General features: G+C 61.1%; 25 protein-coding genes. 16 read left to right on the top strand and 9 right to left on the bottom strand.

All coding sequences use genetic code 11. The features are described from left to right. Positions 1-12: 12 nt before the first annotated feature. The 5 genes from ACVWZP_RS14125 to ACVWZP_RS14105 all read left to right on the top strand — a co-directional run bounded on the left by ACVWZP_RS14125 (position 13) and on the right by ACVWZP_RS14105 (position 3665). Positions 13-561 carry a hypothetical protein gene (locus ACVWZP_RS14125; protein ID WP_169881960.1) on the top strand — a complete coding sequence of 183 codons (549 nt, stop codon included), beginning with the start codon at positions 13-15 and terminating at the stop codon, positions 559-561. Positions 562-582: 21 nt separating this feature from the next. Beyond that, entirely contained in the window at positions 583-1860 is a 1278-nt protein-coding gene (locus tag ACVWZP_RS14120) for a flavohemoglobin expression-modulating QEGLA motif protein (protein WP_017844700.1), read from the top strand. A gap of 106 nt (positions 1861-1966) precedes the next feature. Then, positions 1967-2872: an alpha/beta hydrolase gene (locus ACVWZP_RS14115; RefSeq protein WP_046490139.1), complete on the top strand. Its 906-nt coding sequence runs from the start codon at positions 1967-1969 to the stop codon at positions 2870-2872. Beyond that, complete coding sequence (locus ACVWZP_RS14110) at positions 2869-3195, top strand: hypothetical protein (RefSeq protein WP_017844702.1); 327 nt, start codon at positions 2869-2871, stop codon at positions 3193-3195. The genes ACVWZP_RS14115 and ACVWZP_RS14110 overlap by 4 nt, the downstream gene beginning before the upstream one ends. Positions 3196-3314: 119 nt before the next feature. Beyond that, positions 3315-3665, top strand: coding sequence for a hypothetical protein (locus tag ACVWZP_RS14105; RefSeq protein ID WP_046384486.1), 351 nt, complete (start codon positions 3315-3317; stop codon positions 3663-3665). 47 nt (positions 3666-3712) lie between these two features. On the opposite strand, the gene ACVWZP_RS14100 is transcribed toward ACVWZP_RS14105, so the two are convergent. From ACVWZP_RS14100 to ACVWZP_RS14090, 3 genes are all read right to left on the bottom strand, one after another. After that, on the bottom strand, positions 3713-4498 hold the full coding sequence (locus ACVWZP_RS14100; RefSeq protein ID WP_017844704.1) for an OmpA family protein: 786 nt from the start codon (positions 4496-4498) through the stop codon (positions 3713-3715). A gap of 56 nt (positions 4499-4554) precedes the next feature. Beyond that, on the bottom strand, positions 4555-4980 hold the full coding sequence (locus ACVWZP_RS14095; protein ID WP_026139763.1) for a DUF4398 domain-containing protein: 426 nt from the start codon (positions 4978-4980) through the stop codon (positions 4555-4557). A gap of 284 nt (positions 4981-5264) precedes the next feature. Then, positions 5265-5609 carry a hypothetical protein gene (locus ACVWZP_RS14090; RefSeq protein WP_017844706.1) on the bottom strand — a complete coding sequence of 115 codons (345 nt, stop codon included), beginning with the start codon at positions 5607-5609 and terminating at the stop codon, positions 5265-5267. Positions 5610-5807: 198 nt separating this feature from the next. Between ACVWZP_RS14090 and ppc the strand changes: the two genes are divergently transcribed. The 6 genes from ppc to ACVWZP_RS14060 all read left to right on the top strand — a co-directional run bounded on the left by ppc (position 5808) and on the right by ACVWZP_RS14060 (position 12332). After that, entirely contained in the window at positions 5808-8453 is a 2646-nt protein-coding gene (gene ppc, locus ACVWZP_RS14085; protein ID WP_457369865.1) for a phosphoenolpyruvate carboxylase, read from the top strand. Positions 8454-8732: 279 nt separating this feature from the next. After that, the gene (adk, locus tag ACVWZP_RS14080; RefSeq protein ID WP_046384484.1) at positions 8733-9380 is read left to right on the top strand and encodes an adenylate kinase; all 648 of its coding nucleotides are present in this window, start codon (positions 8733-8735) and stop codon (positions 9378-9380) included. 90 nt (positions 9381-9470) lie between these two features. Further along, positions 9471-10157, top strand: a complete 687-nt coding sequence (gene tsaB, locus ACVWZP_RS14075) for a tRNA (adenosine(37)-N6)-threonylcarbamoyltransferase complex dimerization subunit type 1 TsaB (protein WP_104903816.1) — start codon at positions 9471-9473, stop codon at positions 10155-10157. A gap of 160 nt (positions 10158-10317) precedes the next feature. Beyond that, positions 10318-10617: a hypothetical protein gene (locus tag ACVWZP_RS14070; RefSeq protein WP_017844710.1), complete on the top strand. Its 300-nt coding sequence runs from the start codon at positions 10318-10320 to the stop codon at positions 10615-10617. Next, positions 10617-11477, top strand: coding sequence for a DUF72 domain-containing protein (locus ACVWZP_RS14065; protein ID WP_104903815.1), 861 nt, complete (start codon positions 10617-10619; stop codon positions 11475-11477). The genes ACVWZP_RS14070 and ACVWZP_RS14065 overlap by 1 nt, the downstream gene beginning before the upstream one ends. 27 nt (positions 11478-11504) lie before the next feature. Beyond that, entirely contained in the window at positions 11505-12332 is an 828-nt protein-coding gene (locus tag ACVWZP_RS14060; protein WP_017844712.1) for an isocitrate lyase/PEP mutase family protein, read from the top strand. 40 nt (positions 12333-12372) lie between these two features. Here the strand turns inward: ACVWZP_RS14060 and ACVWZP_RS14055 are convergent, their stop codons facing one another. Continuing rightward, entirely contained in the window at positions 12373-12993 is a 621-nt protein-coding gene (locus tag ACVWZP_RS14055) for a hypothetical protein (RefSeq protein ID WP_017844713.1), read from the bottom strand. A 96-nt stretch (positions 12994-13089) separates the two neighbouring features. Here ACVWZP_RS14055 and ACVWZP_RS14050 point away from each other — a divergent pair, with 96 nt between their 5' ends. Beyond that, positions 13090-13872: a class I SAM-dependent methyltransferase gene (locus ACVWZP_RS14050; protein ID WP_324744536.1), complete on the top strand. Its 783-nt coding sequence runs from the start codon at positions 13090-13092 to the stop codon at positions 13870-13872. A gap of 18 nt (positions 13873-13890) precedes the next feature. Here ACVWZP_RS14050 and ACVWZP_RS14045 read toward each other — a convergent pair whose 3' ends face one another. After that, positions 13891-14550 carry a TetR/AcrR family transcriptional regulator gene (locus ACVWZP_RS14045; RefSeq protein WP_026139764.1) on the bottom strand — a complete coding sequence of 220 codons (660 nt, stop codon included), beginning with the start codon at positions 14548-14550 and terminating at the stop codon, positions 13891-13893. Positions 14551-14643: 93 nt separating this feature from the next. Between ACVWZP_RS14045 and ACVWZP_RS14040 the strand changes: the two genes are divergently transcribed. Both ACVWZP_RS14040 and ACVWZP_RS14035 read left to right on the top strand, forming a co-directional pair. Then, positions 14644-15744, top strand: coding sequence for an efflux RND transporter periplasmic adaptor subunit (locus tag ACVWZP_RS14040; RefSeq protein ID WP_046384480.1), 1101 nt, complete (start codon positions 14644-14646; stop codon positions 15742-15744). Between the two features lie 6 nt (positions 15745-15750). After that, positions 15751-18822, top strand: coding sequence for an efflux RND transporter permease subunit (locus ACVWZP_RS14035; protein WP_457369864.1), 3072 nt, complete (start codon positions 15751-15753; stop codon positions 18820-18822). Between the two features lie 125 nt (positions 18823-18947). Here the strand turns inward: ACVWZP_RS14035 and ACVWZP_RS14030 are convergent, their stop codons facing one another. Then, positions 18948-19403 carry an Lrp/AsnC family transcriptional regulator gene (locus tag ACVWZP_RS14030; protein ID WP_046490157.1) on the bottom strand — a complete coding sequence of 152 codons (456 nt, stop codon included), beginning with the start codon at positions 19401-19403 and terminating at the stop codon, positions 18948-18950. 406 nt (positions 19404-19809) lie between these two features. Between ACVWZP_RS14030 and ACVWZP_RS14025 the strand changes: the two genes are divergently transcribed. Next, a complete protein-coding gene (locus ACVWZP_RS14025) occupies positions 19810-20427 on the top strand; it encodes a LysE family translocator (RefSeq protein ID WP_079442981.1) in 618 nt (205 codons plus the stop codon). A gap of 49 nt (positions 20428-20476) precedes the next feature. Then, complete coding sequence (locus ACVWZP_RS14020; protein ID WP_288077213.1) at positions 20477-21070, top strand: LysE family translocator; 594 nt, start codon at positions 20477-20479, stop codon at positions 21068-21070. Positions 21071-21547: 477 nt separating this feature from the next. Here ACVWZP_RS14020 and ACVWZP_RS14015 read toward each other — a convergent pair whose 3' ends face one another. From ACVWZP_RS14015 to plsB, 3 genes are read right to left on the bottom strand one after another with little or no spacing between them, the layout of a single operon-like run. After that, entirely contained in the window at positions 21548-22237 is a 690-nt protein-coding gene (locus ACVWZP_RS14015) for a DUF4197 domain-containing protein (protein WP_017844721.1), read from the bottom strand. Positions 22238-22264: 27 nt separating this feature from the next. Further along, the gene (locus ACVWZP_RS14010) at positions 22265-22666 is read right to left on the bottom strand and encodes a YbaY family lipoprotein (RefSeq protein ID WP_046384477.1); all 402 of its coding nucleotides are present in this window, start codon (positions 22664-22666) and stop codon (positions 22265-22267) included. 50 nt (positions 22667-22716) lie between these two features. Beyond that, on the bottom strand, positions 22717-25236 hold the full coding sequence (gene plsB / locus ACVWZP_RS14005) for a glycerol-3-phosphate 1-O-acyltransferase PlsB (RefSeq protein ID WP_457369863.1): 2520 nt from the start codon (positions 25234-25236) through the stop codon (positions 22717-22719). Positions 25237-25380: the final 144 nt, after the last annotated feature.

Raw genomic sequence — 25380 nt, 5'->3', positions numbered from 1 at the left:
CGGGAGTGTCCAATGAAAGCCTGGCGTGTCGCGGTCGTCGCCTTGTCGTTCCTCTTCCTCAGCGGTTGCCTGGTGACCTTCAAGGAACCGCTGCCGGCCAGCGAGGCGGCGCCCGCTGCGCTGGTGGGCCAATGGACGAGCAAGAATGCCTGGGGCGAGCCGCTCAACCTGCAGATCAGCCGCGCCGGCAAACACCGCTACAAAGCCGTGAGCTACCCTCAGGCCAAGCCCGGCCAGCGTGATGAGTATGTGTTCAGCGTCTCGCGCCATGGCAATCGCTGGTATCTGTCGGCGCCGTTGCCGGGCAAACTCGGTGGGCATTACGTCCTGGCGGGGTTCGAACTCGACGAAACGCACGAATTGGTGGTCTATAACCTCGACCTCGAGCAAATTCACCAGGCCATCGGGCAGCGGTCGTTGCACGGCAGCACCGTGGACACCGTGGAAGGCCCCGGCGTACTGGTCGACAGCTCGATGGATCAGGTGTTTGCCTACCTGGATGACCCGGCCAATGCCGATGTGTTCGTTGAAGCTGCGCGCTACCGGCGTGCAGATAAATAACGTTTAAAGAGGAAGTACCGGGTGGACGATTACCAGCAGACGATACGCAGTTTGTCCGATCGCATTGTGCTGGCGCAAACACCGATCCGCGTCCTCGACGCAGTGAAATGGGACGACAACATTCGCCAAGGCTTCCTCAAGGCCAAGGGCAAGGCAATGCCCGCGGTAGACCGCGATTACTACCTGAACCGGCCGCTGTCGTTCGATTCGAGCGCGGTGAAGCTGGAGTTTCAGAACATCGAGCGCGACATCACCCGCCGCCTCGGCCAGTTCAGCCCCGTAGGGCAGATCATGCGCCGCATGTGCCGAGAGTACCGCATGGTGGTGCGTATGCTCGAAGCGCGCGGCACCGAGGATTTCGGCCTGATTTCCCAGGAACTCTACGGCGCCGCCTCCGATGCCTTCCATGCCGGCGACCCGACCCTGGCCGACCTCGGCCTGATGCTCTCCGACTACCTGAACAATATCGACGTGCGTGGCGACCTGAAGGACGAGGCCAAGACCCTCACCGCCAAGGACGCGGTCAGCCTGCTGCAAACCCGTCTGAACAAGGTGTTTGGCGAGGCCGAGGAAACCATCCGCGTGTTCGAGTCCGACGGCATCGTCGCCGACGCAGCGGCGGGGGCCGACTACATCAAGATCCGCGCCGATGCGATGTTCAACGAGCGCGACGTGCGCGCCCTCGAAGTGCATGAAGGCCTGGTGCATGTGGGCACCACCCTCAACGGCCTGAACCAGCCGATCTGCACCTTCCTGTCCAAGGGCCCGCCATCGTCGACCGTGACCCAGGAAGGCCTGGCGATCCTGATGGAAATCATCACCTTCGCCTCCTACCCGAGTCGCTTGCGCAAGCTGACCAACCGCACCCGTGCCATCCACATGGTGGAAGAGGGCGCCGATTTCCTGCAGGTGTTCGAGTTCTTCCGCGAGCAAGGTTTTGAAATGGCCGAGAGCTACGGCAACGCCAGCCGGGTGTTTCGCGGCTCGGTGCCGAACGGTCTGCCGTTTACCAAGGATTTGTCCTACCTCAAGGGCTTTATCATGGTCTACAACTACATCCAGCTGGCCGTGCGCAAAGGCAAGCTGGAACAAGTGCCGTTGCTGTTCTGCGGCAAGACCACCCTGGAAGACATGCGTACCCTGCGCCAACTGATCGACGAAGGCCTGGTGGTGCCGCCCAAATACCTGCCGGAGCAGTTCCGCGACATGAACGCCCTGGCGGCGTGGATGTGTTTCTCCAACTTCCTCAACCATTTGAGCCTGGATCGGATCGAGGCGGATTACTCCAACATCCTGTAAAGGCTGAACTGACCCAACCGGTCCAACAAGGTGGGAGGGGGCGTACTCCCACCTTGTTGGACCTGCACACGCCTGAACATTTCGACTATCAGCGAGGCTTCAACGGATGAGAATCCTCGGCATTCTTTGCCTGTTACTCACACTGAACGGCTGCAGCTCCCTGCTGTTCTACCCGGAGCCCGGCTTGCCGTTCACGCCGCAAAAGGCGCACCTGGCGTATCGCGACGTCACGCTCACCACCGCCGATGGCGTCAAGCTGCATGCCTGGTGGCTGCCGGCCAAGCCGGGAGTGCCGCTCAAGGGCACGGTGCTGCACCTGCACGGCAACGGCGGCAACCTGGCCTGGCACCTGGGCGGCAGTTGGTGGTTGCCGGAGCAGGGCTATCAAGTGCTGTTGCTGGACTATCGCGGCTATGGGCTGTCGCAAGGCAAGCCGTCGCTGCCGGCGATCTATCAGGACGTCGACGCGGCTTTCAGCTGGATCGACAAGGCGCCCGAAACCCAGGGCCAGCCGTTGATCGTCCTCGGCCAAAGCCTGGGCGGCGCGCTGGCCGTGCATTACCTGGCGGCCCACCCCGAGCGGCAGGCCCACCTCAAGGCCCTTGTGCTGGACGGCGTGCCCGCCAGTTATCGTGATGTAGGACAATTCGCCCTGAGCACCTCCTGGTTAACATGGCCGTTTCAGGTGCCCTTGTCTTGGCTGGTGCCCGACGCCGACAGTGCGATCAATGGCATGCCCCAGTTGAGCGGAGTCCCGAAACTGCTGTTCCACAGCCTCGATGACCCGATCGTGCCGCTGTCCAATGGCATCCGCTTGTATCAGGCCGCGCCCGCACCCAGGGTGTTGCAACTGACCCGCGGCGGCCATGTGCAGACCTTTGCCGACAAGACCTGGCAAACTGTGATGCTGCGTTATCTGGACGACCCGCAACACTTCAATGGCCTGCGTCGCCTGGGCGAGATTCCGAATTACCCTATTCCTAAAGTTGACTCATCAGAGAGCCCGCAATGAGCGAAGAACGCAACATGATCCCGCTGATCCTCACCGGTATCGGCACCATCATCGGCACCGTCGGCTGCCTGTGGTTTTATGGCTACCTGCATTTCGCCAAACCGGAAGACGCGTTGCTGCTCAGCGACTTCACCATGCTCAAGACCGTGCCCGGCGAGGACTACAAGATCTCCCTGACCCCGGCGGCGCAAGTGGCGCAATGCGTCGATGGCGTGCTGGTGATGTTCGATACCGAGCAAAAAGGCCTCAGCGGTGTGCTGGTGAACAACAAAAAGCAGGCCGTGCGTTGCGTCGGTCAGGAAACCCCACAGTTGCAGCAATAAACCGTTGCGCGCAGTACCGCCCGGCCTGAAATTTCTGGAACCGTTTTGCGTAAGACGCCACTGATTGGCTTGTCAGCGTTGCTGATAACAATCCTTACGAAAAAATCCGGGAGAGCGGTATGGCTATCAGTGCACTCGATAGAGCAATGGGCATGGTCAATGGGCAGAACAGCCTTGATCAGGGGGGCTTGCAAGAGGTTGGGCAGCAGCCGGGTAAGATGGGGGCCGAGCTGATCAAGAAGCTTCTGGAGAAACTGGAAGGCAGCAACGGTGCTCAGGGCGGTGGCGGTGCTCAAGGCGGTGGCGGTGCTCAGGGCAGTGGCGGTGCTCAGGGCGGTGGCGATTCCTCGGGCTCTGGCGGTTCCGGCGATCAACTGGATATGGAGAAACTGAAGAAGATGATGGCCGGGCGCCAAGGCATGGAAGCGATGATGCCGGACAGCGACAACGGTCGTAAGATCGGCGCCTGACAGGCAAAAAAAACCCACCGTTCAGGTGGGTTTTTTTCCAGCATCGATCAGTAAGCGACGGACGAACGTGGCTTGACCGGCTGGTTGTCGTTGGAGATGGTCACTTCAACGCGGCGGTTCATGGCGCGCCCGGAAACGCTGCCGTTATCGGCCACCGGGTATTCCTTGCCATAGCCCTGGGTCACGATGCGCGAAATGTCCACGCCTTGCTGGGCCAGTGCGCGCTGTACGGAAGCCGCACGGCGCTCGGACAGGCTCTGGTTGTACGAGTCGGAACCGGTGCTGTCGGTGTAGCCTTCGACGATCACTTTACGGTCCGGGTTATCGCGCAGGAACTGCGCCAGCTTGGTGATGTTGACCAGGCCGTTGGACTTCAGGTCGGACTTGTTGGTGGCAAACAGCACGTCACCAAAGGTCACCAGGGTGCCACGCTCGGTCTGCTTGGCGTTCAGGCTGTCTTGCAGTTGCTTGATCTGCGCATCGCGGGCATCGAGCAAGGCGCGGGCGCGCTCGTCACCGGCGTTTTTCAGTTTGGCTTCGGATTCGCGCAGCGCGATGGTGTCTTTGGCCACTTCAACGCGCTGGTTGGTCAGGTAGGCCAATTGGTCGACTTTCTTCTGGTCTTCCTTGTCGCGGTAAGCCTTGTCAGCCTTGTCCAGCCATTCGCTGGCGTCCTTGGTTTCCAGGGCCGCCACTTTGGTGGCTTGCGGGTTGGACTGCAGGGCCGAGAAGTTGGTCCGTGCATTTTCCAGGTTCGCGTTCGGCGGAGTGGAGCATGCTGCCAGAGCAACGCTCATCGCCAGCAGGGCAGGGATCATCAATTGTTTGCGCATAGTCGTGTCGTCCTTTCAATTCGATATCAGGTGCGATGCAGCCAAGGGGCGGCGGCTTATTTCTGTTGGATAGCAGCCGGGCGCATGCCTTCCTTGCGCAGTTCATCAACCGCTTTCTGCGAGTCCTTCACCGCCTGCTCAGCCTTGGCGGCCTGGGCTTTACGCTCAGCGACGCGGGCGTCCCATTCGGCTTGCTCGGCCAGGCGACGGGCTTCGTCATAGTTTTTGTCGTGCATGGCAATTTCGGCTTGCTTGAGCTTGTCCTGGGCCGACTTCATTTCCACGGCGGCGAACTCGGTGCCGCCGGCGCTGACTGCGCTGTTGACCGCAGACTGAGTCACCGCGTATTGCTCGGTCGGTGGGTTGCCAGCGCAGCCCGCCAGGACGAAGCTAGTGCCGATGGCCAACGCGGCCAGTTTGAGCCCGCGCAGGTGGTTAAACGTGGATTTGGCAGTGCTGGTCTTCATCGTCTTCAACTCCATTGGATAACGCCTCAAAAACATCAAAATCCATCGCACTGGTCAGCGGCTGCGGGCCCGGCGGTAAAGCACGAAACGCCTATTCAAACGGCCGTTCCAAGTGATGGCTTACTGGTTGTGACCTGCGGCTTTTTTCAAAAGTTCAGAGAAGATGGCTATTGGCCTGAAAAAATACCTGACTGATCGGTCAGCGCTTTTTGGCTTGAACTTTTGCCGCGCGCAGAGGTATGCCGGGCCCTTGTGAGGCCCGGAAATACGCGGGATGGAGGGTGTTTAAGAACGGCTGATCAGTGCTTCGGTTCGTCGGCGCCGGCCGACATGTCGTGCAGATAGCGGCGCGACAATGTCAGGAAGCGCGGGGTGGGGCCAACGTCTTCATACAACGGATCACCCTCTTCGTCGGTGGCAATCACATGCTGGCCCTTGATGTACGGAAAGCTGGTTTCCAGCTCTTCGAGGGCGGCGCCGATCAGCTCGCCGAGCAATTCTTCGGGGTGGCGCTTGGGGTACATCTCCGCGATGGCCGCCAGGCGGGCGGCGGATTCCACGTCCAGATGGATCGCGTACTCCGTCTTGGTCAGGCGACCCTTGGCGTTTTCTTCCCAATGCTGGGCCAGTTCTCGAATTTTCATGGCAACCTCAATAAAACCCTGGGTAACGGGCGGTGATGAGCGACCAGCCGCCAGCGTGGATAAACGCGGCGACTCACTCATGAGACTAGCTGTAAGCCACAAGGTTTAAAGTGGTTTGTGCTTGGCCTTGTCAGAAAGTGACGCGGGCGGCACTCTGGAAGGCCTGCGCGTCCCGGATTTCTGGCTGGAGATTGGCTGATGAGTGATATCGATGCACGCTTGCGTGAGGATGTTCACCTGCTGGGTGAACTGTTGGGCAACACCATTCGAGAGCAGTACGGCGATGATTTTCTCGACAAGATCGAGCAGATCCGCAAAGGCGCCAAGGCTGACCGGCGTGGCGCGGTGGCCGATCAGGCGGCGGGCGAGGAACTCAGCGCCAGTCTGAACCAACTGCAGGAAAACGAACTGTTGCCGGTCGCCCGGGCCTTCAACCAGTTCCTCAACCTGGCCAACATCGCCGAGCAGTATCAGTTGATTCATCGGCGCGATGAGTCGCAACCGGCGCCTTTCGAATCGCGGGTGTTGCCGGAGTTGTTGGCGCGCCTGCAACGCGAAGGCCACAGCAATGAATCCCTGGCCCGTCAATTGGGGCGCCTGGAGATCGAGCTGGTCCTCACCGCGCACCCCACCGAAGTGGCCCGTCGCACCCTGATCCAGAAATACGACGCGATTGCCGCGCAACTGGCGCTGAAGGATCACCGTGACCTCACCACCGCCGAGCGCGAACAGATCCGCGAGCGCCTGCAACGGCTGATCGCCGAGGCCTGGCACACCGAGGAAATCCGCCGTACCCGGCCCACGCCCGTGGATGAAGCCAAATGGGGCTTCGCGGTGATCGAGCACTCGTTATGGCAGGCGATCCCGAATTACCTGCGCAAGGCCGACCATGCGTTGCAGACCGCCACCGGCCTGCGCCTGCCTTTGGAAGCGGCGCCGATTCGCTTCGCCTCGTGGATGGGCGGCGACCGTGACGGCAACCCGAATGTCACCGCGCCGGTCACCCGCGAAGTCTTGCTGCTGGCACGCTGGATGGCGGCCGATCTGTACTTGCGCGATATCGATCAGTTGGCCTCGGAGCTGTCGATGCAGCAGGCCAGCCCGGCGTTGCAGGCCAAGGTCGGCGACAGCGTCGAGCCGTATCGCGTGCTGCTCAAGCAACTGCGTGATCGCCTGCGGGCGACCCGCCAATGGGCCCAAGCCGCATTGAGCGCGGCCATCCCGGCACCGGCGGATGTGCTGCAACACAACCGCGACCTGCTGGACCCGCTGGAGCTGTGCTACCAGTCGCTGCATGAGTGCGGCATGGGCGTGATCGCCGATGGTCCGTTGCTCGATTGCCTGCGCCGCGCCGTCACCTTTGGCCTGTTCCTGGTGCGCCTGGATGTGCGCCAGGACGCCAGCCGCCACACCGCGGCGATGACCGAAATCACCGATTACCTCGGTCTGGGGCGTTACGAAGACTGGAACGAAGAGATGCGTATCGGCTTCCTGATGAAGGAACTGGTCAATCGTCGACCGCTGCTGCCGGGCTATTTCAAGCCGTCGGCGGATACCGCCGAGGTGTTGAACACCTGCCGCGAAATCGCCGCCGCCCCGGCCGCGTCCCTGGGCTCGTATGTCATCTCCATGGCCGGCGCCGCGTCGGATGTGCTGGCGGTGCAACTGTTGCTCAAAGAGTCGGGCGTGCAACGGCCGATGCGCGTGGCGCCGCTGTTCGAAACCCTGGCCGACCTGGACAACGCCGGCCCGGTGATCGAAAAACTGTTGCTGCTGCCGGGTTACCGCGCACGGCTGCAAGGCCCGCAGGAAGTGATGATCGGCTACTCGGACTCGGCCAAGGACGCCGGCACCACCGCCGCCGCCTGGGCGCAGTACCGGGCGCAGGAACGTCTGGTGGATATCTGTCGCGAGCAACAGGTGGAACTGCTGTTGTTCCATGGTCGCGGCGGCACCGTCGGACGAGGCGGCGGCCCGGCCCACGCGGCGATTCTGTCGCAACCGCCGGGCTCGGTGGCGGGGCGGTTCCGCACCACTGAACAAGGCGAAATGATCCGCTTCAAATTCGGCCTGCCGGACATCGCCGAGCAGAACCTCAATCTGTACCTGGCGGCGGTGTTGGAAGCGACGTTGTTGCCGCCGCCACCACCGCAGCCGGACTGGCGCCATTTGATGGATGAATTGGCAGCGGACGGCGTCAGCGCCTACCGCGCGGTGGTGCGGGAAAATCCGCAATTCGTCGAGTATTTCCGCCAGTCCACCCCGGAGCAGGAGCTGGGGCGCCTGCCCTTGGGCAGTCGCCCGGCCAAACGCCGTGCCGGTGGTATTGAAAGCCTGCGGGCGATCCCGTGGATCTTCGGCTGGACCCAGACCCGCCTGATGCTGCCCGCCTGGCTCGGCTGGGAAGCGGCGTTGAGCAAGGCGCTGGAGCGCGGGGAAGGCGAGTTGCTGGGGCAGATGCGCGAGCAATGGCCGTTCTTCCGCACCCGCATCGATATGCTGGAAATGGTGCTGGCCAAGGCCGATGCCGATATCGCGCGGCTCTATGACGAGCGCCTGGTGCAGCCCGAGCTGTTGCCGTTGGGCGCGCATTTACGCGACCTATTGTCGCAGGCCTGCCAGGTGGTGCTTGGCCTGACTGGCCAGTCGCAACTGCTGGCCCATAGCCCGGACACCCTGGAGTTCATCCGCCTGCGCAACACCTACCTCGACCCCTTGCACCTGTTGCAGGCCGAATTGCTGGCGCGCTCGCGTCGCCAGGAAGCGGCACAGGACAGCCCTCTGGAACAGGCGTTGCTGGTGTCCGTGGCCGGTATCGCCGCCGGCTTGCGCAATACAGGCTGAGGTTTTTTGCGTGTGCTCAACGGCTTGCAGATAACCCACGACGGCCGTCCTTAACAGGGCGGTCGGCGTTTAGGGGGGCGGGTTGCACTCAGGCACACCTCTCCTATGACGCATGTGTGGTGCGGGTTTTTCCTACTTTTGGCGGCTTGTGTGGTTAAGGCCTGCTGTGTATCTTGATCAGCCTTTGGCCGTTTGGGCGGCCTGGACCCACATTTTTACGAGATTGGCCCCCGCGGCGAATCCGAGCGTCATCTCTATAAAAAATTGAGGAGCACATCGATGCGCGTCATTCTGCTGGGAGCTCCCGGGGCCGGTAAAGGTACTCAGGCAAAGTTCATCACTGAAAAATTTGGCATTCCACAAATCTCCACCGGTGACATGCTGCGCGCTGCGGTAAAAGCAGGCACCGAGCTGGGCATTAAAGCCAAAAGCATCATGGATGCTGGCGGTCTGGTTTCCGATGACCTGATCATCGCGCTGGTCAAGGACCGTATCGCGCAACCTGATTGCGCCAATGGTTTCCTGTTCGACGGCTTCCCACGCACCATTCCCCAGGCAGAAGCCCTGGTGACGGCAGGTGTCGAGTTGGACGCCGTGGTCGAAATCGCGGTTGAAGACGAAGAGATCGTACAGCGTATCGCCGGTCGCCGCGTTCACGAGGCCTCGGGTCGCGTGTACCACACCATCTACAACCCGCCGAAAGTGGAAGGCAAGGACGATGTCACCGGTGAAGACCTGGTGCAGCGTAAAGACGACACCGAAGAAACCGTGCGTCATCGCCTGTCGGTCTACCATTCCCAGACCAAGCCGCTGGTGGATTTCTACCAGAAGCTGTCGGCTGCCCAAGGCAAGCCGAAGTACAGCCACATCCCTGGCGTCGGCTCGGTGGAAGCGATCACCGGCAAGGTGCTGCAAGCACTGAGCTGATCGAACCATCGGCTTTACGCACAACGGCCCGCTTGCGGGCCGTTGTTGTTTATACTGGCGCACTTTTTTTCGACTTGGACACCGACACCGATGAGCACCCTGCTGGCCCTGGACACTGCGACTGAAGCTTGCTCGGTTGCCTTGCTGCACGATGGCAAGGTCACCAGCCACTACGAGGTGATCCCGCGCCTGCACGCGCAGAAGCTGTTGCCGATGATCAAGCAACTGCTGGAGGACGCCGGCACGAGCCTGTCGGCCGTGGACGCCATCGCCTTCGGCCGTGGCCCGGGCGCCTTTACCGGCGTGCGTATCGCCATCGGCGTGGTCCAGGGCCTGGCCTTTGCGTTGGAGCGCCCGGTGTTGCCGGTGTCCAACCTCGCCGTACTGGCCCAGCGTGCGTTGCGTGAACACGGTGCGCGGCAAGTGGCGGCGGCGATCGATGCGCGGATGGATGAAGTCTATTGGGGCTGCTACCGCGAAACCGACGGCGAGATGCGCCTGGCAGGCGTTGAGGCCGTGCTGCCCCCCGAAGCGGCGGAGTTGCCGAGCGATGCCAGCGGTGATTGGTTCGGTGCCGGTACGGGCTGGGGTTATGGCGAGCGCATCGGTGTGCCGCTGGTTGGCCAGGACGCCACAATGCTGCCGCATGCCGAAGACCTGCTGACCCTGGCGCGCTTTGCGTTCGAGCGCGGCGAAGCGATTGCTGCGGACCAGGCTGCGCCGGTGTATCTGCGCGATAAAGTCGCGCAGACCAAGGCCGAACGCGGGATAATTTGACGTCAAAAATACGGGTGTTTTTGGCCAAAGCGCGCCAATCGTCAGAATTTGCCCCGGCGTTTAAACCTTTTTCCATTTATGTGTTCTAGTTATCACCAGAGCATTTGCGCGCTACGGATTGCGCCACTAAAATGCCATTACTGATACCGAGTTCGCATCGATGCGTATAGACGGCTTTTCCTCACAGTCCTACCCCCTCAAGCGTAAGCCGCGCAAGGCAAACGTCACGGTAGACGAGTCCGTCGAGGATTCGCCGGACTTCATCGAGGTCCAGTCCGAAGCGTCCAGCCCCCAAGGCGCTGCAAACGCGCGTACCAGTGGTCTTCCTGCCCGCCAGCAAGACATGGTCTTCCCGCGCTCCATGAGCAAAAGCGTCGCCACCGCCCTGGCCAGCTACCTGACCACCGCCGGCTTTGTCGAATGGGATATGGAAGTGCTGGGTCTCGACATCCACATCTGATGCGCCTGCCTTATTTCATCGGTTGCCCGTCCTGGAGTGAAAACGCCTGGCGCGAGTACCTGTACCCTGTCGATGCGCGTTCCAGCGATTACCTCGCCCTCTACTCGCAAGTCTTCAACGCGGTGGAAGGCAACACCACGTTTTATGCGCGCCCGTCGGCCGCCACCGTGCAGCGCTGGGCCGAGATCATGCCCGCGGATTTTCGCTTCACTGCCAAGTTCCCCGGTGACATCAGTCACGGTGGCGACCTGCGTGAGCAACTGCCGGCGGCACACAGTTTCGTCGGCTTGATGAGCCCGTTGGGTGAGCGCGTTTCGCCGCTGTGGCTGCAATTGTCGGCCAGCTTTTCGCCGCAGCGCCTTGGTGAGTTGGCCGGGTTTATCGACGGGCTGGAACGCCCCCTGGCCGTGGAAGTGCGCCACCCGCAATTCTTCGCCAAGGGCGATGCCGAGCGCATGCTCAACCGCCTGCTGCGCGACCGTGGCGTCGAACGGATCTGCCTCGACCCTCGCGCCCTGTTCAGTTGCACATCCACCTCGGCCGCGGTGCTGCATGCCCAGGCGAAAAAACCCAAGGTACCACCGCGTCCGGCGGCGTTGACCCTGTTTCCCCAGGTGCGCTTCATCGGCCACCCCGAGCTTGAAGCCAACGACCCCTTCCTGATCCCGTGGGTGGAAAAGATCGCCGGTTGGATCGAAGAGGGACGCACCCCCTACGTGTTCCTGCACACCTCGGATAATCGCCTCGCCGCGCAACTGGCGCTGCGTTTTCACGCCAAGCTGATGGCACGTTTGCCCGGCTTGCCCGCGTTGCCGACCTTGCACCGCGAACCCGCAGCGCAGCAACTGGGGTTACTCTAAGGCTCCTTTTCCCGCCAGGAGTCAGTCATGGATGCCCAAACCCTTCGCGCCGAAACCTTCAAGGCCCTGCATGCACGCGATCGTGCGTTTGTGATGCCCAACCCGTGGGACGCAGGCTCGGCGATCATGCTCGCCAGCCTCGGCTTCGAAGCCCTGGCCACCACCAGCGCGGGCTACGCGTTCAGCCTGGGGCGCCCGGATGCCGAAGGGGCGCTGTCCCTGGAAGACACCCTGGTCAACGCCACGATGATCGCCAAGGCCACCGCGTTGCCGGTGGCCGCCGACCTGGAAAACGGCTTCAGCGACACCCCCGACGGTTGCGCCCGGACCATTTTGCGCGCGGCGGCCAGCGGTATCGTCGGTGGCTCCATCGAAGATGCCACGGGTATCGCCGTCGACCCGATCTATTCCTTTGACCTTTCCGTCGAGCGTGTGGAAGCTGCGGTCGTTGCTGCGCGCAGCCTGCCATTCCCGTTCATGCTGACGGCCCGTGCAGAAAACCTCCTGCATGGTCGCCTGGATTTGCCTGACACTATTCGCCGCCTGCAGGCCTACGCCGAAGCCGGTGCGGACGTGCTCTATGCGCCGGGGCTGCGCAGTGCCGAGGAGGTGCTGGCGGTGGTCAAGGCCGTGGCCCCAAAACCGGTGAATGTGTTGATGTCCGGCGGCCTGAAACTCAGTGTGGCGCAGTTGAGCGCGATGGGCGTCAAGCGCATCAGCGTGGGCTCGGCCATGGCGCTGGCGGCGTATGGCGAGTTTTACCGCGCGGCGCAGGAGGTGTACCAGTCCGGCACGTTTACTTTCACCGAGCGCTCGATGCCCTACAGCCAGGCCAGTCAATTCTTCAAGGATTAAGCGACGCGTGTTCGCACGGCATGGGGCGCGGCGTTGAGGCTTATGCTGCCAGGCGCAGGTTGTTGACGATCAGCGGACGCGCCCAGTGGTAGTCGAAGTCCAGGGCCTTTTGTTGGGCGACCAGCTCTTCTTGCGGGAACGGCGTGGCGGCCGGTGGCAGCAGGTCCAGTTCGAACTCGGCGATCGGCAAGTGCAATGGGCGCGGTTCCGGCGCGGCGCCGGGTTCCGGTAGCGGTTGGCCGGCGCTCAGCACGATCGGGCGCACCCAAGTGCTTTCGAAATTCTGCTGGCGCTGCTGGGCGACGATCTCTTCTTGCGGGAATGGCGTGGCGGCCGGTGGCAACAACTCGGTTTCGAATTCGGCAATCGGCAGGAACAGCGGTTCAGGCGGGGCGATCTCGGTGTCTTTCACGTCGCACTCACGCTGGGTGAGGATCTGCGACAGCAGGTCAGCGCCAGCGCTGGGTTCCACCGCTGGGTCCAGCGGCGCTGGCGCCTTGGCCGCGAGCGCGTCCGGCGTTTCGCCGAGCTGCTCGGCCAACGCGCGGGCGAAGAAGTCCTGCCACACATGACTGACGCCGGCCAGCGCTTGAGTATTGCGCAGGCCGTAGTGGTTGTGGGTCGGCAGTACACCGATGGTTAGCGGAAGAATGTCTGACATTTTTCTCGGTCGACGCTCAGCTCTGGCAAAATACCTGATCCTTGTTTCTATCGGCCGTTGTTGGCCGATCCTTAATATTTTTGAGCGTAGCGATTCATGAGCGAACAACCAGCGGCCAGCCGCATCCAGGTCGAGGCCTTGGCCGACGGCTTCCAGGCCCGCGCCGAACAGTGGGCTGCGCTGCTGGGCTTGCCGCTACAGCTGGCGGATGCGGAGTTTTCCCTGCAAGTCGGGGAGCAGGGCCTGCAGTTGCAACAGCTCGGGCCTGACGCGCCAGGGCCGGTGCGCGTGGATTTCGTCGAAGGCGGCGCGGCGCATCGGCGGTTGTACGGCGGTGGCAGCGGGCAGATGATCGCCAAGGCCGTGGGCATCGCCCAGGGCGTGCGCCCACGGGTGCTGGACGCCACGGCCGGGCTGGGCAAGGACGCATTCGTGCTGGCCAGCCTGGGCTGCGAGATGAGCCTGATCGAACGTCAGCCGCTGATCGGCGCATTGCTCGAGGATGGCCTGGCACGCGCGGCGGAGGATTCTGAGGTGGCGCCGATCGTGGCGCGGATGACGCTGCTCAAGGGCAACTCCATCGAGGTGATGCTCAATTGGCAAGGCGAGCCGCCCCAGGTGATCTACCTCGATCCGATGTTCCCGCACCGTGAGAAAACCGCCCTGGTGAAGAAGGAAATGCGCCTGTTCCGCCCCTTGGTCGGCGACGATCCAGACGCACCGGCCCTACTGGCGGCGGCGCTGGCCCTGGCCAGTCACCGCGTGGTGGTCAAGCGCCCGCGCAAGGCGCCGTGCATCGAGGGGCCCAAGCCGAGCCATGCGCTGGATGGTAAATCCAGCCGCTACGACATCTATCCGAAAAAGGCACTCAAGTCCTGAGCCTCGCGCTGCAAGCGATCACCCGTTGCCGCTTGCAGCGGGTTCTCGGCGATAGGCCCGCATAAACAATCCCACCACATCCTGCACGTGGGCTTCGGCCGCTTCCTCGCTCAATTGCCCGCCGCAGCCATACAACAAGCAGAAGTTCGCCGTGCCCTTGAGCAGGCAGAAGAAGTGTTCGGCTGCGGTAAAAGGCTTGTCGATGCTCAGCGCGCCGCTCTGGTCGATGTGCCCGAGCAGACGCTCCATGCCTTGCAACATCCGCATCGGCCCGGCTTCGAAGAAGATCTGCGAGAGTTTCACGTCCTGATTGCCCGTGGTCATCATCAGGCGGTGCAGGTTCACCGATTCCTTGCTGTTGACCAGGCGATGGAAGCGGCGCCCGATATTCAGCAGCACCGTCTCCACAGGCACACCCTCGGGCAGCTCAAAGTACATCACCGGCAACTGTTCTTCGCACTTGGCCATCACGGCGGCGGTGAACAAGGTCTCTTTGTCGGTGAAGTGGCTGTAGACGGTCAGTTTCGATACGCCGGCCTCAAGGGCCACGGCATCCATGCTGGTATTTGCGTAACCGTTGCTCAAAAACAGGATTTTCGCTGCTTCGAGGATTGCCTGGCGTTTTGCCATGTCCTTGGGACGCCCAGGGCTACTGGTATTGACAAGATTGTCGGACATTTCCACCTTTAATACTGGACTGGTGAGTTTGGTATTAATAACATACTGCCCAGTATAATTATTCCTAGCACCATTTGCGAAAGGTCCTTCAGCATGCGCAGCATTCTCCTGCCCCTTGCGTTGCCTGCCAGCCTGGTCTTTCTACTCGCCGCCTGCGGCCATGAAGAATCGCCCCAGACTACCCTCCGCCCGGCCATGGTGGTGCAACCACAGCCTGCGGCGCAGACGATGGACAGTTATCCAGGCGAGGTGCGTGCCCGGTACGAACCGGACCTGGCCTTTCGCATTGGCGGCAAGGTCAGCAAACGGCTGGTGGAGGAGGGCGAGCGGGTCAAGGCCAATCAACCGCTGGCGGAACTCGACCCTCAGGATGTGCGCCTGCAACTGGAAGCCACCCGCGCCCAGGTGGCCGCCGCCGAGGCCAACCTGCGGCTGGTGCGTGCCGAGCGTGACCGCTACAAGACCCTGATGGATCGTCAGTTGGTCAGCCGTTCCCAGTACGACAATGCTGAAAATCTGTACCGATCAGGTGAGGCGCGCCTCAAGCAGATCAAGGCCGAGTTCGATGTGTCCAGTAACCAGGCCGGTTATGCCGTACTCCGCGCTCCGCAGGACGGCGTGGTTGCCAAGCGCGCGGTGGAAGTCGGCCAAGTGGTGTCCGCCGGCCAGACCGTGTTCACCCTGGCCACCGATGGCGAGCGTGAAGTGCTGATCAGCCTGCCCGAGCAAGGCTTCGGCCGGTTCAAGATCGGCCAGCCGGTGTCGGTCGAGTTATGGAGCCAACCGGACCAGCGATTTGCCGGACGTATTCGCGAACTGTCGCCCGCAGCCGATCCGAAATCGCGCACCTTCGCTGCGCGCATCGCCTTCACCGGCGGTAAGGTTCCGGCCGAGTTGGGCCAGAGCGCCCGCGTTTTCATACAGGCAGACGGTGTTATTCCGCTGTCGGTGCCGCTGTCAGCCTTGAGCGCGGAGAACGGCGTGTCCTACGTCTGGCGCGTGCAGCCGGATGACACCCTTGTGCGTACCCCGGTGCGTATCGGCGCCTTCGGCGAAAAAACCGTACCTGTGCTCGAAGGCTTGAGCCCTACCGACTGGGTGATTGCCGCCGGGGTTCATGTGCTCCATGAGGGGCAGCAAGTGCGCCCAGTGGATCGCTCCAACCGGGTGGTGAATCTGGCGGTCAAGGAGTAGTCCCCGATGGGTTTCAATCTTTCCGAATGGGCGTTGCGTAATCGCCAGATCGTACTGTTCCTGATGCTCCTGCTGGCGGTGGTCGGCACTTTGTCCTACACCAAGCTTGGGCAAAGCGAAGACCCGCCGTTCACCTTCAAGGCCATGGTGATCAAGACCAATTGGCCCGGTGCCACGGCCCAGGACGTGTCGCGCCAGGTCACCGAACGCATCGAGAAAAAGCTCATGGAGACCGGTGAGTACGAGCGCATTGTGTCTTTCTCGCGCCCCGGCGAATCCCAGGTCACCTTCATCGCCCGCGATGCCATGCGCTCGGCGCAGATTCCCGAGCTGTGGTACCAGGTGCGCAAGAAGATCAGCGATATTCGCCAGACCTTGCCGCCGGATATCCAGGGACCGTTTTTCAACGATGAATTCGGCACCACCTTCGGCAATATCTACGCCCTGACCGGCGACGGCTTTGACTATGCCGTGCTCAAGGACTACGCCGACCGCATCCAGATTCAACTGCAGCGCGTGCCGGATGTGGGCAAGGTCGAACTGCTCGGCCTGCAGGATGAGAAGATCTGGATCGAGCTGTCCAACCTCAAACTCGCCACGCTCGGCTTACCGCTGGCCGCTGTTCAACAAGCGCTGCAGGAGCAGAACGCGGTCTCCACTGCCGGCTTCTTTGAAACCCCGACTGAGCGCGTGCAACTGCGGGTGTCGGGTAACTTCAAGAGTGTGGAAGAGATTCGCAGCTTCCCGATTCGTGTAGGCGACCGAACCTTCCGTATTGGCGATGTGGCCGACATCCACCGTGGCTTCAATGATCCACCGGCGCCGCGCATGCGCTTTATGGGCGAAGACGCGATCGGTCTGGCCGTCGCCATGCACGAGGGCGGCGACATTCTGGTGTTGGGCAAAGCCCTCGAAGGCGAGTTCGCACGCCTGCAGAAGAACCTTCCGGCGGGCATGCAACTGCGCAAGGTGTCGGACCAACCGGCGGCGGTGAAAACCGGTGTCGGAGAGTTCGTCCGGGTACTGGCCGAGGCGCTGGGCATTGTCTTGCTGGTGAGTTTTTTCTCCCTCGGTATACGCACTGGCATGGTCGTGGCCCTGGCGATTCCGCTAGTGCTGGCGATGACCTTTGCCTGCATGTACTACCTCGGCATCGGCTTGCATAAGATCTCCCTCGGCGCGCTGGTGCTGGCCTTGGGCTTGCTGGTGGATGACGCGATCATCGCCGTGGAAATGATGGCGATCAAAATGGAGCAGGGGTACGACCGCCTTAAAGCGGCCAGTTTTGCCTGGACCAGTACCGCGTTCCCGATGCTGACCGGTACGCTGATCACGGCGGCCGGCTTCCTGCCGATTGCCACCGCGCAGTCGAGTACCGGTGAATACACCCGTTCGATCTTCCAGGTAGTGACCATCGCGTTGCTCGCCTCGTGGGTTGCGGCCGTGGTGTTCGTGCCGTACCTGGGCGAAAAACTCCTGCCGGACTTGGCGAAAATTCATGCGGCTAAACACGGCGCTGACGGTCCCGATCCCTACGGCACACCGTTCTACCGGCGTGTCAGACGTTTGCTGGAGTGGTGTGTCAGTCGGCGCAAGACCGTGATCGTGCTGACGCTGCTGCTGTTTGTCGGCTCGGTCGCACTGTTTCGTTTTGTGCCGCAACAGTTCTTCCCGGCTTCCGGCCGCCTGGAGTTGATGGTCGACCTGAAACTCGCCGAGGGCGCGTCCCTGAGCAACACCGCTGGCCAGGTCAAGCGCCTGGAAGCCCTGCTCAAGGAACACGCCGGCATCGACAACTACGTGGCTTATGTCGGCACCGGTTCGCCGCGCTTCTATCTGCCCCTCGACCAGCAACTGCCGGCCGCCAGCTTTGCGCAGTTCGTGGTGTTGGCCAAGTCCATCGAAGAGCGCGAAAGCCTGCGCATCTGGTTGATCGAAACCCTCAACGAGCAGTTCCCCGACCTGCGTTCACGGGTCACACGCCTGGAAAACGGCCCGCCCGTGGGTTACCCGGTGCAGTTTCGCGTGACCGGCGAGCATATCGACGAAGTCCGTGCCCTGGCGCGCAAAGTGGCGGCCAAGGTGCGCGAAAATACCCACGTGGCTAACGTGCATCTGGACTGGGAGGAACCGAGCAAGATCGTCTACCTCAATATCGACCAGGACCGTGCGCGCGCCCTCGGTGTGAGTACCGCCAACCTGTCGAAATTCCTGCAGAGTTCTCTGACCGGTGCCAGCGTCAGCCAGTACCGGGAAGACAACGAGTTGATCGAAATTCTCCTGCGCGGCACTGTCCATGAGCGCACTGAACTGTCGCTGCTGCCGAGTCTGGCCGTGCCGACCGACAACGGCAAAAGCGTCGCGCTGTCGCAGATCGCCACCCTCGAATACGGCTTTGAGGAAGGCATCATCTGGCACCGTAACCGCCTGCCCACCGTGACCGTGCGCGCCGACATCTACGGCAAGGAACAACCGGCGACCCTGGTTCAGCAGATCCTGCCGACCCTCGACGGCGTGCGTGCCGAACTGCCGGATGGCTACCTGCTGGACGTCGGCGGTACCGTCGAGGACTCGGCCCGCGGGCAGAATTCGGTCAAGGCCGGTGTGCCGCTGTTTATCGTGGTGGTGCTGACGCTGCTGATGCTGCAACTGCGCAGCTTCTCACGCACGGTAATGGTATTTCTCACGGCGCCTCTGGGGCTGATCGGGGTCACGCTGTTCCTGCTGGTGTTCCGCCAACCCTTCGGCTTCGTGGCCATGCTCGGCACCATCGCCCTGTCAGGAATGATCATGCGCAACTCGGTGATTCTGGTGGACCAGATCGAACAGGACATCAAGGCAGGGCTGGCGCCGTGGCAGGCCATTATCGAAGCCACTGTCCGACGCTTCCGGCCGATTGTTCTCACAGCCCTCGCGGCGGTACTCGCGATGATCCCGCTGTCACGCAGTGTGTTCTTCGGGCCGATGGCAGTGGCGATCATGGGCGGGTTGATTGTGGCGACGGCATTGACGTTGCTGTTCCTGCCCGCGCTTTATGCTGCATGGTTTCGTGTCAGGAAAACGGGTGACCAAGAGTAAGGAGAACAGGCGTATGTATATAAGTGCCTACGCCTGATGCACGCTGAAGAAAGTGTAAGGTGAGTGGGGAATGCTTGAAGCCGCGACAGCGGTTAATAGCGCCAGGATATCTCCCACAAGACTAATCAGAGGGCCGGCAGTTTCTTCTCGACGGTTTTTATAATCGATGTATTAGTGTCGGCCAGGGGGGCGATCTTTTGAAGGGTCAGGTCCAGGTGGGCAACTGAGTCGATATAAAGATGGCAGACAAAACTGTCGTCCCCGGTGATTTTGTAGCACACCACGCATTCAGCCATTTGCGCGAGCAACTGTTCAACCTGTTGGAATTTTCCAGTCAGGGGTTTAACCCTGACCAGCGCTTGCAATGCAAAGCCCAGGGCCTGGGCGTCCAACTCTACGCTGAAGCCGCTGATGACCCCCGAGCCTTCCAGACGCTTGAGGCGTTCGCTGCAACCGGGGGCTGATAACCCCACCTGTCGGCCGAGGGCGCGAATAGACGCGCGGGCGTTCTGGTGGAGGGCGACAATCAGCGCGCGATCAATAGGGTCAAGTGTCTGGTCGCCCTTTGTAAGCTTTTTCATTAGATGGACCTTACGAATTTTGATGAAAACGCGTGAAAATCTTACATACCATACACGGATGAAAAAAGAATAGACCTTTTCAAGGTGCCCACCTATTGTTTGATCAGCGGGCCCTGCAATATTGCGCCGCTCACTTAACGCCGTGTTGTGATGTTTCTATTGCAACTTTATCTATATTGTCGAGGGCGCGAGATGAACTACATACTTGATGCAAACTCGCTTTCAGTAACTTCACAGTAATAACTTTCCTGCCGAAAAAGTATTTTCGCTGCGTCATGAGTTTGCCCGACATAAGAGGATCCAATGGCGTGATCGACTTTATGAAAAACCACAGAGCCGTCTACTACTGCCATGAACACGGGCTGCCTCGCTAAGCCGTCACGAATGTTCTTCAAAGGGGAAGCGTATGCCCGACATTGCACTGTCCGTTTACCAGGCGATATTTACCTTCGCCGTCGCCGCCATCGCGCTGCTTGCCAGTCCAGGCCCGGCGACCCTGGCGCTGGCGGCGAGTGGGGCTGCTTATGGCATGAGGCGTTCAACTCGGTTTTTCGTGGGGATCACGTTGGGCCTGGTGATCGCGATGGCATTGGTTGCTTCCGGCCTCTATGTGGTTCTGCACAGTTTTCCGATGCTGGCGACGGCACTGACGGTCATCTCCATTGTTTATATTGTGTGGCTGGCCTACCAGATTGCTACCGCGCCGCCCATCAGGGATGAGCAGTCCGTGATCACGCCGGGCTGGGGCGCCGGGTTTGTGCTGGGTGTGGCGAATATCAAGGCCTATGCCGCATTCGCCGCGTTGCTGGGCAGTTTCACCCTGGGCGCCGCACCTGCCTGGGAGCAAGGTGCGAAAGCCTTGATCTGTCTGCTGGTGTGTGTGGTATTCGACGTTCTGTGGCTCTTTGCCGGCAGTCGAATGCGCAAGTTATTCATCCACCCCACTTGGAGCCGACGACTTAACGTAAGCTTCGCGATTTTGATGGTCGCGACGGTCGCCTGGTCAATCACGCTGACGCAATAGCGCTTTCGCTGGGAAGACCATTGAATAGTTCCGCCCGAGGATAGTTTTCATGTTTGGGACTGTGTCTGCTCTGGTGTTATTACTGGTCGTGCCTGGACCGACCAATACCCTGTTAATGCGCGCAGGGGTTCTGTTTGGGTTTGCAGCATCATGGCGCATGGCATTTATCGAATGCCTGGCGTACCTGCTTCAGGTCTCTGTTTGGGGGGCGGTGTTGTTCTATGTGTCGGCCTGGTCCCCCTGGGTCGTGAAAGTGACGCAGACGGCTGCCATCTGCTATCTGCTCCAACTGTCCTTCACGTTGTGGCAGCGCAAGAGCACAGCCGTCGACCCAGGTACGGACCGTTTCTCTGGGCTGCACTTCTTCTGGCTGACGGTGATGAACCCCAAGGGCCTGCTGATTGTTTCGTTTATTGCGCCGATCAGCGCATTTGCCACGTTGCAAGGGTACGCCCGGTTCATGACCACGCTCGCGTTGGTGGTGATACCTGTAGGGTTTGCCTGGATCTTGCTGGGCAGTCGGTTCGAAGGGGGGCAAAAGGCGTGGCTGACGCCGTTGAGAATCAACCGGGCAACCTCGATGGTCATCGGGTGTTTTGCCACGCTGTTACTGGGGCGCCTGGCCGATTCTATTTTCAACTGACGCGAGGCAGTATTTCACACGCAGGACGGAACCATTTTTGCCCTTGCTTCCACACAGGATTAGTCGACCGAGCGGTTCCCGTGTATGAGATGCGGGGCAGTGAGTTGGCGCTAATCTGAATAGGAAGGAGTGTGTATGCTTTTACTACCTTTGCTGGCGTTACCGATGCAAGTCGCGGGCTCGATGCTTGGGCTGGGAAATATGTTTGGACAGAATCAGCCAAACGCCAATCGCGATATCAATATTAATATCAACAACGATAGCCATAACTTCAATGCGTCGTCGTCCAGCTCTCATCACTCACACATGTCTCACGGTGGTGCCCGACGAGCGTCGCACATCCACTATTGAGCCTACTCATCGACGCTGCCGGGCGTGAGCGTGCGGCGCCTGGTTCGGGGGCCTGATAGACGGTTCGGCGAAAAATCAAGGCCCTGACGATGTCAGGGCCTTTTTTTCAGCTCAGGTCGCGTGGCGTTACAGCGCGCCAAACACCTTCTTCGCCAGACTGGTCGCCGCTGCCGCCGGGTTTTTGCGAATGGTCTCTTCCTGCTGCGCAATCATCTTGAACAAACCATCCAGCGCTTGTTCGGTCACATAGTTTTCGACGTTGGCACTTTTGGCATCGACCGCGCCAAACGCCGCGGCCTTGCCGGCCAGCGCGTTGTACTGCTGCGCCACGCCGACCTTGTCGGTGGCGGCCTTGACGATCGGCAGGAACTTGGCGCGGATGGCTTCGCGGCTGCTTTTGTTCAGGTACTGGGTGGCCGAATCCTGGCCGCCGGTGAGAATGCCCTTGGCATCGCTCACGCTCATGTTTTTCACCGCGTTGACCAGGATTGGCTGGGCCTGGGTCACGGCGGTTTCGGCGGCTTTGTTCATGCTGGTTTCCAACTGCTCGACCTGGTCACCCATGCCGAACATCTTCAGCTTGTCGGCGACTTTGCCCAGTTTTCCGGGCAGGCCGATCTTGACGTCGGGGTTGTTGCTGAAACCACCCGGTACACCCAGTTGTTTCACGGCGATCTGTGCGCCTTGGGTCAATGCATCCTTGAGGCCGCCGGCGGCGTCGCCCTGGGACAGGCTGCCAAGATCCAGGGCCATGGCGTTGGCACCGAGCAGCAGGCCGGCGCACAGGGCGGTGAGACGAAGGGAATTACGGAGCATGGGCGCTTCCTTATGATCTGGAAATAATCAGTGTGCGACTGCATCAACCCGCAGGCGCAGCGGTTGAACGTCTTGGCCATTGAGTTGCACAGGGTGCCGCTCGGTGGTGATGAACAGTAGCTTGCCCTCCACTTCGATGCGAGCGCTGACCGAGTAACTGTGGCCCGGCTTGACCTGGGCCGGGTCATAGCTCAAGTGGAACGGCAATGGCACCTGGCCTTTGACCGGGCCTTTCTGTTCGGCCAGGGTCACGGCCGGCGCGTCCATCAGCGATACGTCCTGCAGGCTGACGCTCAAGATGGCTGTCGGCGGCAGCGCGATGCGTTGCAGGTAGAACACTTCGCCATCGAGGCTGGCCTTGGGCGCGGGATTCATGGAATGGCAGGCGCCGAGCAGGGCGGTCAGGCCCAGGAGGATGATCTTTTTCATGGTGCAGCTCCTTTTCAACGGCGCCGTAACCCAGCGACGCCTTATTCAATTTAGCGGCTTTCTTCCGGTTTGCGGGCTTCGGCTTCGACCGGCGCTTCGGCCGCGCCGTCGACGCGGTGCAGGGCAACCTGGCGGATCGACAGGCGAATCTCAGCCGGCAGCACCCGTTTCGCCGCGCCTTCAGCCAGTTCGCCGAGCAGGTCGTGATAGCTCAACTTGCCGGCTTCGTCGCGGCGCAGCACATCTTGCTCCAGCAACGTCTGAATAAAATGTCGGAAAAGGCTCTTGTCGAAGAACTCCGGGGCATTGAGGCCATGCAGGATCGATAGGCGCTGGGCCATGATCGTACACAGGTCTTCCAGCTCTTCGGCGCTGATGCTGTTCTGGCCGCTGTTGAGCAGCAGCGAAATCGCCATGTAGAAGCGTTGCAGGGTCTGGGCGATGCTCTTGGACAGCAGTGTCAGCAGCACAAAGTGCCGCGAACTCGGCGCCGGGCGCAGGTACACGTTGTTCTCGAAACGCAGCAGGCCTTGTTCGACAAACGCCTCCAGCCATTGGTCGATCACCGTGTCCAATTCCTCCAGCGACCAGCGGATAAACAGCTCTGACTGCAGGTATGGGTACAGCGCACGGGTGTAGCGCAGAATCTGCTCGCGGCTCATCCGCGAGCTGCTCTGGAAGAAGCTCGCCAGCAGCGCCGGCAAGGCAAAGATATGCAGCACGTTGTTGCGGTAGTAGGTCATCAGGACGGCGTTCTGCTCGTCCAGGTACAGAATCTTGCCGAGGGCATCGCTCTGTTCCGACAGCAGGTTCATGTCCTTGACGTGCTTGATCAACGCCATGCCATCCCCTTCGGGCAGGGTGGTATGCGGCGAGTAGGGCACCCGGCGCAGCAGCGCCAGGTACAGGTCCAACTGGCGGGCCATGGCCTGTTCGTCCAGGGCCAGGCGCGTGGTCGACAGCAGCGCCAGGGCCACCAGGTTCACCGGGTTGATCGCCGCCGCTTCGTTCAAATGGCGCGCCACCCGCTCGCCGAGGCGGTTGGTGGTTTGGTTGAGCCACGCCGGTTTGTAGTGCGGGCCCAGTTCCTGGGCACGCCAGCCCGGTTGTTCGGCGTCGAGGAATTGCGCCAGTTTGATCGGTTCGCCGAAGTTGACCGCGACCTGGCCAAAGCGCTGCTTGAGCGCACCGACCACCTTGAAAATATCGAAGATCGACTCTTTCTTCTTGCTCGCGCCGCGCAGCTCACCGAGGTAGGTACGGCCTTCGAGCACACGCTCGTAACCGATATACACCGGCACGAACACGATCGGCATGCGCGAGGAGCGCAGGAAGCTGCGCAACGTGATCGCCAGCATGCCGGTTTTCGGTTGCAGCATGCGCCCGGTGCGCGAGCGTCCGCCTTCGACGAAGTACTCCACCGGGAAACCCTTGGTGAACAGGGTGTGCAGGTATTCGTTGAACACCGAGGTGTACAGCGGGTTGCCCTTGAAGGTGCGGCGCATGAAAAACGCACCGCCGCGGCGCAGCAGGCTGCCGATCACCGGCATGTTCAGGTTGATGCCGGCGGCGATGTGCGGTGGGGTCAGGCCGTTTTTGAACAGCAGGTAGGACAGCAGCAGGTAGTCGATATGGCTGCGGTGGCAGGGTACATAGATCACCTCGTAACCCTGGGCAACCTGTTGCACACCCTCGATGTTATTGACCTTGATGCCGTCGTAGATCTTGTTCCAGAACCAGCTCAGCACCACTTCCAGGAAGCGGATCGCGGTGTACGTGTAGTCCGAGGCGATTTCGTTGCCGTAGCGCAGGGCCAGGGCCTTGGCTTTTTCCGGGCTGATCTTCTCGCGTTCGGCTTCATCGAGGATGGCCTGGCGCACCAGCGGCATATTCACCAAGCCCTTCACCAGGTTGCGGCGGTGGGACAGGTCGGGGCCGATCACTGCGGTTTTCAGGTTGCGAAAGTGTACGCGCAGGATGCGTTGGGCCATGCGAACGGTGCGTTCGTGGCCTTTATTGTGCTCGATCAATTCACGCAGGTTGATAGGCGCGGAGAATTGGACGCGGGTCTTGCGCCCCAGGATCAGGATGCTCAGCAGCCGGCGCAGGCGCCCGGTGACGGCCCAACTGTCGGCGAACAGCAGTTTCCATGGGCTGGACTCGCTGTCGGGCGACTGTCCCCAGAACACGCTGACCGGAATGATTTGTGCATTCTCTTGTGCGTGCGCGCTGAGGGTATTGACCAGGCGGGTCAGGGGCGGCGGCGCGCCGCGTTTGTCCTGGCGGCCGAGCCAGTCCGGCTCTGGCGTGAGGTAGAAGAACGCCGCGGGTTCCAGCAACGGCCCGACCGCTACCGGCAGCACCGGGCGCGGTAGGCCGGCCTTGGTGCACTCGGTATCGACCACGGCCAATTCGGTGAGGGAGGGTGATTGCAGGACGTAGAACACCGGCCGGCTGCGGTCGAGGTTAAGGGTAAGGGACGACTGGTTGATCGTCTCTGAGCGAACCCAGAGGTACAACAGTCGGCGCAAGGTGCCAAACACCAGACGGCGGAACGGGGAGCGGGTCATAGGCGAGCTGCTTCAAGTGGAAAAAACCGAGCAGGTGCTCGGGTGGGTAGTGTGCCGTATTCACCGAAAATCGGCAAAAAAGCAGCGATGTAAAGTTGAGTTGATCGTTTTTGAGCCTGTCTTATACTCGGCAGTTCAACGCGA

The sequence above is a fragment of the Pseudomonas sp. TE36184 genome, from assembly GCF_054060055.1.
Note: the sequence above shows the minus strand (reverse complement) of the source record. Positions and strands in the feature narration are given on the sequence as shown.